The sequence below is a fragment of the Hahella sp. CR1 genome (assembly GCF_029813005.1).
Lineage (GTDB): Bacteria > Pseudomonadota > Gammaproteobacteria > Pseudomonadales > Oleiphilaceae > Hahella.
Genome location: NZ_JAPELK010000001.1, coordinates 613,833 through 625,681 on the forward strand (window position 1 = coordinate 613,833; position 11,849 = coordinate 625,681).

The 11,849-nt window shown below is 55.5% G+C and carries 12 protein-coding genes; 8 read left to right on the forward strand and 4 right to left on the reverse strand.

From position 1 onward, the window contains the following. Window positions 1-3 precede the first annotated feature (3 nt). From ONV78_RS02700 to ONV78_RS02720, 5 genes are read left to right on the forward strand one after another with little or no spacing between them, the layout of a single operon-like run. A complete protein-coding gene (locus tag ONV78_RS02700) occupies window positions 4-990 on the forward strand; it encodes an ABC transporter permease (RefSeq protein WP_279500882.1) in 987 nt (328 codons plus the stop codon). Next, the gene (locus ONV78_RS02705; RefSeq protein WP_279500883.1) at window positions 987-1,952 is read left to right on the forward strand and encodes an ABC transporter permease; all 966 of its coding nucleotides are present in this window, start codon (window positions 987-989) and stop codon (window positions 1,950-1,952) included. Before ONV78_RS02700 ends, ONV78_RS02705 begins: the two co-directional genes overlap by 4 nt. Then, window positions 1,945-2,943: an ABC transporter ATP-binding protein gene (locus ONV78_RS02710; RefSeq protein ID WP_279500885.1), complete on the forward strand. Its 999-nt coding sequence runs from the start codon at window positions 1,945-1,947 to the stop codon at window positions 2,941-2,943. The genes ONV78_RS02705 and ONV78_RS02710 overlap by 8 nt, the downstream gene beginning before the upstream one ends. Further along, complete coding sequence (locus ONV78_RS02715) at window positions 2,940-3,905, forward strand: ABC transporter ATP-binding protein (protein ID WP_279500888.1); 966 nt, start codon at window positions 2,940-2,942, stop codon at window positions 3,903-3,905. The genes ONV78_RS02710 and ONV78_RS02715 overlap by 4 nt, the downstream gene beginning before the upstream one ends. 21 nt (window positions 3,906-3,926) lie before the next feature. Further along, window positions 3,927-5,621 carry a glycoside hydrolase family 9 protein gene (locus ONV78_RS02720; RefSeq protein WP_279500891.1) on the forward strand — a complete coding sequence of 565 codons (1,695 nt, stop codon included), beginning with the start codon at window positions 3,927-3,929 and terminating at the stop codon, window positions 5,619-5,621. On the opposite strand, the gene ONV78_RS02725 is transcribed toward ONV78_RS02720, so the two are convergent. Beyond that, on the reverse strand, window positions 5,606-6,211 hold the full coding sequence (locus ONV78_RS02725) for a DUF1287 domain-containing protein (protein WP_279500892.1): 606 nt from the start codon (window positions 6,209-6,211) through the stop codon (window positions 5,606-5,608). The two genes, ONV78_RS02720 and ONV78_RS02725, sit on opposite strands and share 16 nt — an antisense overlap. 122 nt (window positions 6,212-6,333) lie before the next feature. On the opposite strand from ONV78_RS02725, the gene ONV78_RS02730 reads away from it, so the two are divergent. Beyond that, window positions 6,334-7,077, forward strand: coding sequence for a sulfite exporter TauE/SafE family protein (locus tag ONV78_RS02730; protein WP_279500893.1), 744 nt, complete (start codon window positions 6,334-6,336; stop codon window positions 7,075-7,077). Here ONV78_RS02730 and ONV78_RS02735 read toward each other — a convergent pair. Then, on the reverse strand, window positions 7,057-7,299 hold the full coding sequence (locus ONV78_RS02735) for a DUF1653 domain-containing protein (protein ID WP_127974222.1): 243 nt from the start codon (window positions 7,297-7,299) through the stop codon (window positions 7,057-7,059). The genes ONV78_RS02730 and ONV78_RS02735 overlap by 21 nt on opposite strands. A gap of 595 nt (window positions 7,300-7,894) precedes the next feature. On the opposite strand from ONV78_RS02735, the gene ONV78_RS02740 reads away from it, so the two are divergent. Together ONV78_RS02740 and ONV78_RS02745 are read left to right on the forward strand one after the other, a co-directional pair. Beyond that, the gene (locus ONV78_RS02740) at window positions 7,895-9,316 is read left to right on the forward strand and encodes a PEP-CTERM sorting domain-containing protein (RefSeq protein ID WP_279500896.1); all 1,422 of its coding nucleotides are present in this window, start codon (window positions 7,895-7,897) and stop codon (window positions 9,314-9,316) included. A 147-nt stretch (window positions 9,317-9,463) separates the two neighbouring features. Continuing rightward, on the forward strand, window positions 9,464-10,156 hold the full coding sequence (locus ONV78_RS02745; RefSeq protein ID WP_279500898.1) for a DUF4336 domain-containing protein: 693 nt from the start codon (window positions 9,464-9,466) through the stop codon (window positions 10,154-10,156). A gap of 19 nt (window positions 10,157-10,175) precedes the next feature. Here the strand turns inward: ONV78_RS02745 and ONV78_RS02750 are convergent, their stop codons facing one another. Both ONV78_RS02750 and ONV78_RS02755 read right to left on the reverse strand, forming a co-directional pair. After that, complete coding sequence (locus ONV78_RS02750; RefSeq protein ID WP_279500900.1) at window positions 10,176-10,943, reverse strand: MBL fold metallo-hydrolase; 768 nt, start codon at window positions 10,941-10,943, stop codon at window positions 10,176-10,178. 166 nt (window positions 10,944-11,109) lie between these two features. Continuing rightward, window positions 11,110-11,793, reverse strand: coding sequence for a Sir2 family NAD-dependent protein deacetylase (locus tag ONV78_RS02755; RefSeq protein ID WP_279500901.1), 684 nt, complete (start codon window positions 11,791-11,793; stop codon window positions 11,110-11,112). Window positions 11,794-11,849 lie beyond the last annotated feature (56 nt).

An 11,849-nucleotide genomic window follows, 5' to 3' on the forward strand; every position in this document is an offset into this window, starting at 1 on the left:
CAGATGCGCTTTATTCTTCGCCGTCTCGGGTTTTACTGCGCCGCCTTTGCAGTGGCGTTGACCCTTAACTTTTTTATCCCCCGTCTGATGCCCGGGGACCCGGCGGCTACGCTGTTCGTCAGCCTGCGCGGGCGCATGTCGCAGCAAAGCCTGGACGCCATGCGCGCCGCCTATGGGTTTGACGGCAGTCTGTGGGATCAGTTCGTCGCCTATGTGATCCGGCTGTTGCATGGCGATCTGGGCGTCTCCACCGTCAATTTTCCGCAGCCTGCTTCGGAAATGCTGTTATACGCCGCCGGCTGGACTTTGTTTCTGGTGGGCGTTGCGACCTTGTTGAGTTTTGGCGTGGGCATTTTATTTGGAATGCTGGCGGCCTGGCGGCGCGGCTCCTTCTTCGACACGCTGTTTACGCCAGTGAATGTCATGCTCAACGCCTTTACTCCGGCGGTGGTGGCGTTGCTCCTGTTGTACGGCTTCGCCCTGCAACTGGAATGGTTTCCCTTGGGACGGGCCTACGACATTGATCTGGAACCGGCATGGAATATGGCCTTCATGGGCAGTGTCCTGTATCACAGCGTACTGCCGCTGGCGTCTTTGGTGATCATCGCCATTGGCGGGTGGCACCTGAGCATGCGCAACACCATGATCAATCTGCTCAACGAAGATTACATCACCCTGGCGCGGGCCAAAGGGCTCAGCGGTCGCCGTATTCTGTTCCGCTACGCCGCCCGCAACGCCATGCTGCCGCAGATCACGTCACTGGCCCTGACCTTCGGCTTTGTGCTGGGAGGCGCCTTGATCACGGAGGTGGTCTTCAACTATCCCGGACTGGGCAAGTTCACCCTCGCGGCGATTGAGAAAAGAGACTACGCCTTCATTCAGGGACAACTGTTGTTGCTGACATTCACCGTGTTGTTGGCGAACCTGATTGCGGATCTGCTGAATCTGCTGCTGGACCCCCGGTTGCGCGACAGGAGCGAATTAGCGTGAAACTGCATGATCTACAGGTCGAACTGGGCCTGGACAACCTACAAACGGATGGGCTGCTTCATCGGGCGCCGGCGCCTCTAAGGGTGTTTCTGGCGGATAAGCGCGGCGTTGCGGGTCTGCTGATTCTACTGTTGCTGACGGCGGCGGCTTTGGGCGCGCCCTGGTTGACGGAGTTTCCCCCTGATCGCATGAGCGCCATGCCGCACTTACCGCCGGACGGCGACCATTGGCTGGGAACCACGCGCATGGGCAAGGATGTGTTCGCGCAATTGCTGTATGGCGCTCAAGCCAGTCTGACAGTGGGGTTGCTGGCCGGGGCGCTGGCGACGCTGATCGGCGTATTCGTCGGGATGTGCGCGGGTTATTTTGGCGGCCGTCTGGATGACGTCATCAGTTTCATCGTCAACGTGGCGCTGGTGATTCCCGCGCTGCCGCTGATTATTGTGATCGCCAGCTTTGTCGACAGCGCCAGTCCCATGGTCATCGGATTGGTGCTGGCCGCCACCGGCTGGGGCTGGACCGCCCGCATTATCCGGGCGCAGACCCTGCAAATCCGTCATAAAGACTTCATCCTTGCCGCCCAACTGTTGAATGAGCCCTGGTGGCGCATTCTGGCGGCGCATATCCTGCCCAACATGCTGTCTCTGGTGGTGAGCGGCTTTGTGCTGACCACCATCTACGCCATTCTGGCGGAGGCGGGTCTGGAATTCATCGGCCTTGGCGATCCCAGCGCGGTGACCTGGGGAACCATTTTGTTTTGGGGGCAGCAGAATTCGGCGCTGCAAGTCGGCGCCTGGTGGGAAATTCTGCCCGCCTGCTTCGCCATCATGCTTACCGGCGCGGCGCTGGTATTGATCAACTTCACAGTGGATGAAATCGCCAACCCGTTGCTGCGTAAGCGGCGCGGGGAAAAAGCGGTCATCGCCTACCTGCGCAAGAAGGGATTGCCTGCCAATGACTGACGTTTTACTGAGCATTCGCAATCTGTGTGTGGATTACCTGACGGACGCAGGCGTCGCCCGCGCTGTGGACGAGATCAGTTTCGATATCCGTGCGGGGGAAGTATTCGGTCTGGCGGGGGAATCCGGTTGCGGCAAGAGCACCACTGCTTTCGCTATCGCCAGATTGATTCGCATGCCGGGCTTCGTCTCTGATGGTGAAGTGCTGTTCGAGGGGGAGGACGTGTTGCGCATGGACGCAAAACGGCTGCGGGCGTTTCGCTGGGCGCAGACCAGCGTTGTTCTGCAGAGCGCCATGAACGCCTTGAATCCGGTGATTCGGGTGTCGGAACAGGTCTGCGACGCCATTCGCGCCCACCAGCGTGTGAATGAGGATCAGGCGCGCTCCCGAACCAGGGAGCTGTTTGCCCTGGTGGGCATCGATCCCGGCAGACTGGACGATTATCCCCATCAATTCAGCGGCGGCATGCGGCAGCGTATCTGTATCGCCATGGCGCTGGCGTTGCGGCCCCGGCTGATCATCATGGATGAGCCGACCACGGCATTGGATGTGGTGGTGCAGCGCGACATCATCGGCAAAATTTCCGCATTGCAGCGGGAGTTTGGCTTCTCAGTGCTGTTTATCTCCCACGATCTGGGATTGATGCTGGAGTTTTGCGACCGCATCGGGGTCATGTACGCCGGTCGACTGGTGGAAGCAGGAACGGCGCGGCAGGTCGGAGAGCAACCGGCGCATCCTTATACGCAAGCGCTGCTGCGCTCCTTTCCGTCATTGCGCGGCCCTCGCAGACGCCTGCAGGGCATTCCCGGCGCGCCGCCGCGTCTGACGGAATCGATCGCGGGTTGCGCTTTTGCGCCCCGTTGCGAGAAGGCGGAGTCGACTTGTCTTACCCAGACGCAAGCGTTGGCGTCTTTAACGGAAGGACGCATCGTCGCCTGCGCCAGAGTTTCCCGTCCGCTCGTAGCGACGACGCAAACCGCGGAGGTCTCATGACGTCAGAATCTGCATTGCTGCGCATGGAAAATGTGTCCCTGGATTTTAAAACCGGAACATGGGGGCGCCGATCCGTCTTGCGCGCCTTGCGTGAGGTCAGCCTGTCTCTGCGGCCGGGAAAGGCCTTGGCGTTGGTGGGCGAGTCGGGTAGCGGTAAGAGCACCTGCGCGCGTCTGTTGAGCGGGCTGCACCAGCCGACGGCAGGCGATATCTATTGGCGCGGCGCGGGTCTGGGGCAGCGTAAATCCAAAGAGGCCGCGGCTTATCGTCGTAGCGTGCAGATGATCTTTCAAGACCCATTCAGCTCTCTTAATCCGGCGTTATCTATCGGTTATCAGATTGAGCGGCCCCTGCTGGCCAACGGCGTTGTCGACAACGCGGCCGACGCCGCCCGACAAGCCCGCATCTTGCTGGAGCGGGTCGGCCTGCATCCCGCCGATGAGACCGCCGCGAAACGGCCTCATGAGCTGAGCGGCGGTCAGCGTCAACGAGTCGCCATCGCCAGAGCGCTGGCGGTTAAACCGGAAGTGATTCTGGCGGACGAACCCACTTCCATGCTGGATGTGTCGGTGCGCATCGGCATTCTGAATCTGCTGTTGGATCTAAAGCAGGAGCAGGGCATTGCGTTTCTGTTCATCACTCATGATCTGGCTTCGGCGCGCTATTTCGCTGACGACATCGCTGTCCTTTACGGCGGCTCATTGGTGGAGCAGGGCGATAGTGAGGCCATTACACAGAATCCGCAGCACCCTTATACCCGGTTGCTGCTGAACTCCATTCCCGGCGCGGGCGATGATCCCTCGACCGCCCCGGCGCAGACGGACGCGCCTATGCGTCAGCCGGACGCCAAAGGTTGTCCTTTCGTCCATCGCTGTCCGCAAGCCCTCGCCGAATGCAGGGAAGTCATGCCGGCGTTGCGCCAGCTGGCGGATAACCACGCCATTCGTTGTCATCTTTATTGAACTCATTTTCGGAACGCTTTTATGTCGACCAGCTTGCTCGTGAACCATCTTGGTTATTCCTGTGACGCCGTCAAACGGTGCATCGTCCAAAGCCGGGAGCGATTAACCGGTTCGATGGCGCAACTGATCTGTGAGGACGGCGAGATCGTGGCCAGATTCGCTTTGGGAGATCCCATGCGCGTCGCGGGCTGGCATACCGGCGACTGTTACGTTTTGGACTTCAGTCAGGTTACGGAAGCGGGCCGCTATCGTTTTGAAATGGATGGCTGTGAGGCGGACGGCGGTCGCGTGCGCTCGCACTGGTTTGACATAGATCCGAGAATCGGACAACGACTGACGCCCCTGATGACGGAGTATTTCCGGCTGGTGCGGTGTCAGGGGCGCTATGACGACTACGATCGCAATCTGCCGTTTTTTGGCCAGCGTAAATCCGGACGCGTCGATGTCAGCGGCGGCTGGTACGACGCCTCTGGAGATGTCAGCAAATATTTGAGTCATCTTTCTTACGCCAACTACATGTCTCCGCAACAGACGCCGCTGGTGGTGTGGAGCCTGCTGTCGGCGGCGCCGCGTCTGCCCAAGGCTGTTCAGGCTCTGGCGGGGGAAGAGGCGTTATATGGCGCGGACTTTCTATGCCGGATGTTCGACGAGGACGAGGGATATTTTTATCAGATCGTATTTGACCGCTGGAGCAAGGACCCCGAGCAGCGCAATATCTGCAACTACGCCACGCAGAAAGGCTACAAGAGCGAGCGCTGGGAGGCCAGCCTGCGTCAGGGCGGCGGCATTGCCATCGCCGCATTGGCCGCGGCGGCGCAGTATAGCGTGGCGCTTGGCGTATATGACAAACCCTACCGGCGCATCGCTGAGCGCGCCTTCGCGCATCTGCAGGAAAACAATCTCGCCTATCTGGATAACGGCAAGGAAAACATCATCGATGACTATTGCGCCTTGCTGGCGGCGGTGGAGCTGTATCAGTTAACCGGACAGGAGCGATACAGCCAGTACGCCACGGCGCGCGTCCGCAATCTGGTCAATAAACAGAGTTGCGGCCATGGTTACGAAGGCTGGTGGCGGGTGGAGGAAGACAATGACCGACCATTCTTCCACGCCTCCGATGAAGGGCTGCCCATCATCGCCCTGCTGAGAGCGCAGGAGGTGATGGATAGCGACATCCCGCTGCAGTTCTTTGTGCGCCGTGGGCTGGAGTTTTATCTCTCTATCAGCCGGGATGTGGACAACCCTTTCGGCTATCCCCGGCAGCTGGTGAAGCCCCTTAAACAACGTCCGCGGGCGCAGTTTTTCTTTCCTCACAGCAATGAATCCGGCTATTGGTGGCAGGGAGAGAATGCGCGACTCGGCTCGCTGGCGGCGGCGTCCCGCTGGTATCGACGGCAGAATGATGTTCCCGAACGCCTGCGGGCGGAGCTGCGTGGATTCGAACAGAATTTGCAGAATTGGCTATTGGGACTTAACCCGTTCAATTGCTGCATGGTGGAGGGCGTGGGCCATGACAACCCGCAATACAGCGAACTTTATCCCGCTTCCAAAGGCGGGGTTTGCAACGGCATTACCTCCAGCCTGCATGATGAAATGGACGTCGCCATGATGGAGACGGAAGACCCTCTGCACAGCTGGCGCTGGAGCGAGCAATGGCTGCCCCACGCCGCCTGGTGGCTGTTGGCCTTCTCCATGGAGGATCAGGGTGTTTCGTAGCGATAATGCCCGGTGATGGGATAGTCGAACAGCATGTCCTCTAGTTTGGGACCGCGTCCGATGTTGTGCACGATCATCGGTCGGCTGCTGAGCCAGTGTTTTTTATCCACGACGATGCCGATGTGAGGCAGATTGCCCGGCAGCATCCAGGTCACCAGATCGCCAGGCTGATAATCCTCCGCCTTGTCGGTGACGGGCAGCGATTGGCCGTGACGGGAAAAATAGGTCTGTAAATTGGGAACGCGGCGGTGATCGATGTTGGCGTCCGGTTTCTGCAGTCCCCAGATTTTCGGATACAGCGAGAAATACTGACTCATGTCCTCATGCACTTCTTTTTGCAGATCCACGCCTAATTGACGGTAGGCGCGTATCACCACATCAGTGCAGACGCCGGTGTTCGCAGGCACGTCGCCGTTGGGGTAAGGAATTGAGCGATAGCGGCCGTCATACACGACCTGATGGTTGGTTCGCTCAAGCGCCGCGGTGGACAGGCGTTGAGAAAAATCGCCATCGGCCTGCGTCAACGCAGAGCAGAACGTCATGGTGGCGAACAGGAAAAGGCGCGCTTTGCAATGGACAATACAACCCATATGGATAACATCTGCTTCTTAATTCATTCAGACGTCAGCATGGCGGAAAGTGCAATGGAAAACCATTCGACTTCAGCGAATAATTCGACGCTTGCCGCAGCCTGTCGGACAGTCTCTTTTCTATGACGCTCCTGGATCCCTCAATATTGGCTTTTCTCGCCGCCGTGGCGATATTCACTGGCTTCGTCAAAGCGGGCGTGCCGGCGTTGGGCGGTTTGATTTCCGCCGCCATGGCGCTGGTGTTTCCTCCCAAAGACGCCCTGGGAATTACCTTGCTGTATCTGCTGGCGGGGGATGTGGTGGCTGTCAGCCTATATTGGCGGCAGGCGCATTGGAGTGAGCTGGGCAAGATGCTGCCGTCCATCTTTATCGGCATTGGGCTTGGCGCTCTGGCGTTGCAGTTTCTGGACAACGAGAGTCTGGGGCCTGTCATCGGCGCCTTGATTCTGTTCCTGGTGGCGATGGAGCCGCTGCGGCCTTATATCACCGCCTGGGCGATGCGGCGGCTGAACGCCGTGCGCTATTCCTCGGGGATCATGGCGGGTGTCGCGACGACCATCGGCAACGCCGCCGGTCCCATTCTCACCCTGTATTTTTTATTGCTGAAAATCGATAAGAACGGTTTTATCGGTACGGCGGCGGTGTTCTTTTTAACGGTCAATCTGACTAAGGTTCCGGTCTACGCCTATCTGGGTGTGCTCAAGGATTATTACCTGCTGAGCTATCTGGCGACAGTTCCTCTGGTGTTGCTCGGCGCCTACGCCGGACGCCGTTTTCTGGTCTGGATACCACAACAATGGTTTAACCGCATCGCCCTGATCATGACTGGCGTAGCGGGATTATGGCTACTGCTGCGGGCGCTCTGAGTCCGCGTCCGCCGGGCCCACATAGGCGAAACGTTTTACTTTGACCCCGTCTTTCTCGATGGTTTCATCAAACATCGCCAACGGCCGCACCCACACGCCATAATCGCCGTATAACGCGCGATACACCACAAACCACTCCTCCGTCTCCGAATGCCGCGCCACCTCCAATAACTGATAGCGGGGTCCTTTGTAATGCTGGTAGATGCCTTTGGGTAAGTGCATGCAGGAATCCTTTGAGTCTCATTTTGTATGGACAAGCCCTGTGATGGACGGCTGTCTTGTTGGCGGGGAATAATAGCGCATTATTAACATTGTGATGGCACTGGCATGTTAATAATCAGGCGCATGGATGCGCCTGCGCGGTGGTTAGCCGCGGGAGACAGGGTACTGATCAGTGCAGGCCCTGTCGTTGCAGACAAATAGTATGCAATCTGCGCTTTCAACCTGATTCACATCAGCGTACCGCCCTCGCATTCACCAGAAGAAGCAGTTCTCTGTTTCTGGATAACCCTCTTTTTCCAACAAATATAGCGACAAAGCAGTTCATTCATCTCGCTATTTGAGCCGCCATTTAGAGCTAGCCCGCCGGAACATGTAACGTGAAGATTAATCATGTAATAAGGTGACTATTTGCAAGTTTACTTAATGGTTTTGTTTTTAATTAACTATTTGATTTATATAAATTTAAATAATTTTAATAAATGTCTTTCGAGTGATTGAAATGGATTTGTTTTATTGATTATAAAAATAGAGCGACTCGAATAGAGATGAAATATCTGAGTTATATAAAACAAATCAGTACACAAGGGGTGTAACAGTGAAGACGACTCAAGGTCTGGGAATTTTAGCTTCATTAGTGTTTGTAAGTTGTGCGTCTGTTGCGCATGCGACAGTCATTGATTGGAGCAATACAAGCGGCGGTGATTTTAATAATGGCGCAAATTGGGCGGGAGGGACGGCTCCCGGCGCATCGGATACGGCGTCTTTTAACACGAACGCGGATAGTTCCTATACCGTGTCCGTGTCTGAAGATACGCGTATTCATGAGGTCTCAGTCCAGAATGACGATGTCGTTATTGATTTGAATGGAAATAATTTGATATCGCAATCGAGCATCTCCGTAAATGGCCATACAGATAGTAGATTAACCCTAAAAAATGGTGTTTGGGACAGGGAAAGATCCGAGAAAGCAACAATTTGGGTCGCGAGTGAGTCTGGCGCAAAAGGCAGTCTGGCTCTGGAGGGGGCTTGGGTAAATGCGCATTCCGCCTTAATCGGAAATGAGGGCGAAATAGTTATATCTGATGGATCCCATTTGGAGCTCTCCAACGGTATCACTTTAGAGAAAGGAGGAAGCATAAGGGTATCGGGAACATTGGAAGGAGATAATGATGACAGAGGCGGGGTTACTATATTTGATGGTGAAGTCGTAGTGGAGGATGGTGGATCCTTTTATATGAACGGTTTTGAGCATCGCACTGTCATTAATGGCGATATGTCTGTTCTAAGTAACGGTGACTTTTACACGGGAGATTTAGCTATAAGTGGAAACTTGGAAATGGATGGTATGAGCTCACATGTATTTGCTCAAGATGTGACAATAACTGGCAATGTGTCTGTAGGATTTGGAACGATTTTTGACGCCCATTCGATTACTGTGCTTTCCGGTGGCGTGCTGGATCAGGACAGATATGGAGTTTTGTGGATGACAGGAGGGCCTGTAGTGGTGGATGGCGGCAGATATCAAGCATCTGGCGCGATTGAAGGTCATTTGATGAATGTAAATCATGGAACTGTCTCTATTGGTGAAGAAGGAATATACACCTTCGCTGGAGGCTATGACCAAGACATTACAAGCACCTTGGAGATTACCCTGGGGGAAGAAGATCTTCTTGGGTACGATAGGCTTTACCTACATGAGGGCGATGCTGTTTTGGATGGTACGCTTAAGATCGATTTGTGGGAGAGCTTCAAACCGAAACTGGGTGATGAGTTTAGGCTGATATTCGCAGGAGCGGGATTCGAAGGCATGTTCAGTAATTTTGTACTGCCGGAACTAGACACAGGACTTGCCTGGACATGGGGAATCGAGGAGGTCGAATCTAGCGAAGATGGTGAAGAGAGGTTCAGCCTGAAAGTCGTGGAAGGCCATTCCGTGCCCGAACCCTACACCCTGGTTCTAATGACCATCGGCCTGGCTGGATTCGCTGGCGCGAGGCGTTTTCGTAAAGCGGTGTAATTAGGCTCAAGTCGCTTTCAAGTATGGCTCGCTCGTCAGATGTGGTTGATGAGTGGGCTATGCCCACAAAATTTTTTGGCGCTTGGGTTAGGGTGTGGCTTAGGATAAGTCTGGATAGTGTTTGAACACTCATACAAGGAGGAAAGCATGAGTCTCATCTCAATGGCGGAAAACCTTTGGATCTACAACGGCGAAGCGGTGCCTTATTTGGGGTTGGCGTATACCACCCGTATGACGGTAGTGCGTTTGTCCAACGGTGATATTCTTGTTCACTCTCCCACGCGTTACGATGAAAATTTGGCCCGGGAAGTCGCCGAGTTGGGTCCGGTCAAATATCTGGTGACGCCGAATAAACTTCATCATTTGTTTTTGCCTCAATGGATGGCGCATTTTCCCGACGCCGCCTGCTACGGCACTCCAGGCTTGCAGGAAAAACGTAAGGATATTTCTTTTGACGGATTACTGGGCGAGAATCCGGAGCCAGGGTGGGAAAAGGATGTGGACCAGACTTTGTTTCGCGGCAGTTTCGCCATGAAAGAAGCGGTTTTCTTTCACCGCAGCAGCCGTACTCTGATCCTCGGGGATTTGATCGAAAACTTCCGAGTGGACCACTTCCATGGTTGGCGCCGCTGGGTCGCTTTGCTGACGGGGATTATCGCGCCTCATGGTAAGACGCCGATAGACTGGCGTCTTACTTTTATATTCGGCAGGTCGAAAGCCAGGGCCGCGCTGCGCAAAATGCAGGCGTGGCGACCGGACAACATTATCATTGCCCATGGCGAATGTGTGATCGGCCATGGCTCTGAATTTCTGGCGCGGTCTTTTTCCTGGCTTAAATAGCCGGTCGGCGCGGGGCCGTCTACATCAGGTCGACCCCGCACTTCAGGTCTTCGAACCAGGACAGGAACTGGCCGATTTTGTCTTTGCCGAAAAACGGCTTGCCGTGCTGCGGCAGCATCATTTCCACATCCAGTTTGCGTACTTGGTTTACCCATGCCTGACAGGCTTTGTTGGAAGCCATATAGCGCTTATGGAAACCTTCCATTAACGGGATATGCTTGGCCATATCCTGCACGGGTTCATGATCCCAGCCTGGAGTCATGGCGGCGCCGACGTCCCCGGAGAACAGAATTTTGCTGATCGGGTCGTAGAAGTGGAAGTTACCCACCGAATGCAGAAAGTGCGCAGGCACCGCGCGGATCTGGGATTTACCCAAGGGGATCTGCGCGCCATCGTCCGGCAACTCCACCATGCGGTGACTGAGAGACTTATTCATTTTTCCGGAGACGAACTCCGACACCAGGTGCGGCAGGAAGCGCGCCCAAAGACGTGAGGTCACTACCTGGCAGTCGGTGTGCATCAGCCAGCGCGGCAAGGAAGTGATGATGTCCGGGTCCTGATGCGAGGCGAAGACATAACGCAGGGAGGACTTGATGGAAATGTGTTTGGACAGTTCGATGGAAAGCGGCGTGTAAGTCAGTTCGCCGCCGGGGTCAAAGAGCGCGGCTTCACCATGATCAACGATGACCAATTGATTGCTGGGAATCGCTTCCCCTTCGACCAGACCGGTCAGGAACAGGCAGACATGCCCGTTTTTATCATACAACTTCATTGCTTTTTGGCTCATATTCCCTCCATAGCCATTCGGCGCCGGCCGCCTTCGGTTAAAAATAAGACAACCTGACAAGAAAGCGGCGTATTGTACGTGGCAAGTCCGATGCGGCTCTGATATAGGTCAAAATGGAGAGATTAGGAGGGCCTGAACCACAAAGATATCAAGGAAAATAGGGGGCTCAGGCCTGTTCGAGTAGCTGTTCGACCAGAGTGACGACACCCTGGGTGGCGGGTTCATTTACCACCACTGCGTCGTGCGCCTCTGGGTCGGCGTTAGGATCAACGATATACATAGGGACGCCGCGCATGCGTTTCTCCACCAGATAGGCGGCGGGATACACCTCCAGAGACGTCCCCACCACCAGCATGATATCGGCGCTGTGGACGATTTTCTGCGCCTGAGAGAACAAAGGCACCGGCTCGCCAAACCAGACTACGTCTGGTCGTAACTGGCTGCCTTTTTCACATTTATCGCCAATGTTAATGTCCCGATCGCCATGCTGGTAAACCAGCTTAGGGTTCACGGAGCTGCGGCTTTTCATCAACTCGCCATGGATATGCAGCACCTGACTGGAGCCAGCGCGCTCATGCAGGTTATCCACATTCTGGGTGATGATGGACACCAGATAACACTCCTCCAGCTGGCTCAGGGCGTAGTGCGCGGCGTTGGGCTGAGCGGCGGCCATGATGCGGCGTTGCGCGTTCCAGTAGGTCAGCACTTTCTCGCGATCTTTACGCCAGCCTGTCAGCGAGGCGACCTCGTTATAGTCGGTCTCGCGCCACAGACCGTCCTCGCCGCGATAAGTTTGAATGCCGCTTTCGGCGCTGATTCCGGCGCCTGTAATTACCACGATATGCTTCATAAAAAACGTACTTCAATATTGGAGAAGGGCACTGAGCGTGCGAATCAGCATGCCAA